The sequence below is a fragment of the Nonlabens sp. Asnod3-A02 genome (assembly GCF_045063755.1).
Lineage (GTDB): Bacteria > Bacteroidota > Bacteroidia > Flavobacteriales > Flavobacteriaceae > Nonlabens > Nonlabens xylanidelens.
In genome coordinates, this window is the sequence record NZ_JBEFOC010000004.1 from 1 (window position 1) to 2,294 (window position 2,294).

General features: G+C 40.0%; 1 protein-coding gene. It reads left to right on the forward strand.

Going from position 1 to position 2,294, the window contains the following annotated elements:
• The coding region (locus tag ACJJVN_RS00050; RefSeq protein WP_405376589.1) for an SdrD B-like domain-containing protein at nucleotides 1-2,294 on the forward strand (2,294 nt) is incomplete at both ends.

The following is a 2,294-nucleotide window of genomic DNA, read 5'->3' on the forward strand; positions in this document are numbered from 1 at the left end:
AGGAACAATAGAGGGATTAGTTTATGATGATGTAAACGGAAACGGAACACAAGATGCAGGCGAGCCTGGATTATCTGGAGTAGATGTTTTGATTACAGATGAGGACGGAAACGCTCAAACGGTAACAACCGATGCAAGTGGAGCTTATACAGCAACAGTAGTAGCTGCAGGTGACGCAACAGTAGATATTGATGAAACTACCTTACCAACAGGAGCAGTTCAAACAGAAGGAACAGACCCAACAACGGTAACAGTAGTATCAGGCACAACAGTACTTGAAGAAGAAAACGGAATATTTACTCCTATGCCTAACCTTAATGTTGTTAAAGCAGCTGGTGCTGTTGTTGATGTGAACATGAATGGTATTAATGACGAAGGAGATACGATTACTTATAGTTTTAGTGTTACCAATAATGGTAATGTTGAGATTCGTGATGTAGTTATTAATGATGCGCTAATAAGCTTAGTTAATGAACCGGTTACTCCTAGTACTCTTGCAATTGGGGATGTTGGTGTAATATCAGATCAGGTTTACGTCATTACTGCTGCAGATGTTTCTAATGGGCGTGTAGTTAATACAGCAGTTGGTTCTGGTGAAGCTTTTGATACCATTGGTAATTCAGCAGGTCCTGTATCTGATGATTCTGATGATCCTAATAATGTATCTGATGCAAATCCTGATGGTGATGCTGATCCTGACGATCCGACTGTAGTGCCTCTTGGTGCTAATGGTATTTTGAATGGTGTTGTATTTGATGATGCAAACGGAAATGGAATTCAAGATATGGGTGAAATGGGATTAGGCGGAGTAACAGTAAATGTTACTGATTCATCTATGACAGTAATCCCAGTAGTTACTAATCCTGATGGAACTTGGTCTATCGTTGTTCCTTCTGGAACTACCACTGCAGATATAGATGAGACTACTTTACCTAATGGTGGTACTGAAATTCAAACAGCTGGTACAGATCCTACAACTGTTGTTGTAGGTGTTGGAGAAAATGTTGGGCAACCAGCAGATGGTTTCTTTAATGCTATGCCTAATCTAGAGTTAGAAAAAATAAGTGGTGGTATTGTTGACGCAAACATGAATGGATTGGTAGATGCAGGGGATTCAATTACATATAGTTTTGTTGTAAATAACAATGGTAATGTAGAGGTTCGCAATGCTGTCGTAAATGATATGATTATTGGTATGACCGGTGTTTCTGTAACCCCTTCTACTATACCGGCTGGAGGAACAGGTACAGTGCCTGATTATGTATATGTTTTATTACAAGCAGATATTGATAATGGACAAATTGTGAATACTGCTGTTCTTAGTGGTGATGCTTTTGATCCTAATGGAGATCCTCTCGGTCCAGTATCAGATAACTCTGATGATCCAAATAATACAACGGATTCAGATCCTGATGGTGATGGAGATCCTGATGATCCTACTATCACTGATGTTAGTCAGCCTAATCTCGCTTTCGCGAAAGCGGATTCGTATACAGATGTTAATAATAATGGTATAGTTGATATACTAGATACTATCACTTATAACTTCACAGTAACAAATACTGGGAATACGGTAATTACTGGTGTGACAATAGATGACTCAGTTATTGGCGTCTCTAACTTAATTGTTACTCCTTCTACCCTTAACCCTGGTGATGTTGGTAGTGCGATGGCTATTTATAATATAACAGCGGCAAATATTTCTGCCGGTGAAGTAAGAAACATTGCTCAGGTAACTGGTCAGACTACAGATAGTCAAGGTAATGTTTTACCGGATGTCTCAGATGATTCAGATGATCCTGATGATGCTACTAACGTAGATAATGATGGTGATGGTGACTTTGAAGATCCGACGGTTTTCGTTATTGATCAAAATGGATTGCTAACAGGAACAGTATTCGATGATCAAAATGGAAACGGTATTCAAGATGCAGGTGAGCCAGGAATACCTGGTGTAGATGTTGTTGTTACCGATGAAGGAGGTACTCCTCTAACGGTGATGACGGATGCTAATGGTGATTGGATAGCGGTTGTTCCAGTTGGAATAGCATTAGTTGATGTTCAGGACCCTGTTGGTTCTGCTTTAACTACTGCAGGTTCAGATCCTGAAAACGTTACTGTTATTGCAGGTTCGGAAGAAACTACTATCGACGACGGATTTACATTACCACTAACAAGTGGAACAGTAAGCGGAACAGTATTCGATGATCAAAACGGAAACGGAATACAAGATGCAGGCGAGCCTGGATTAGCAAACGTAGATGTAGAGATTACCGATTCAAACGGAAACGTAC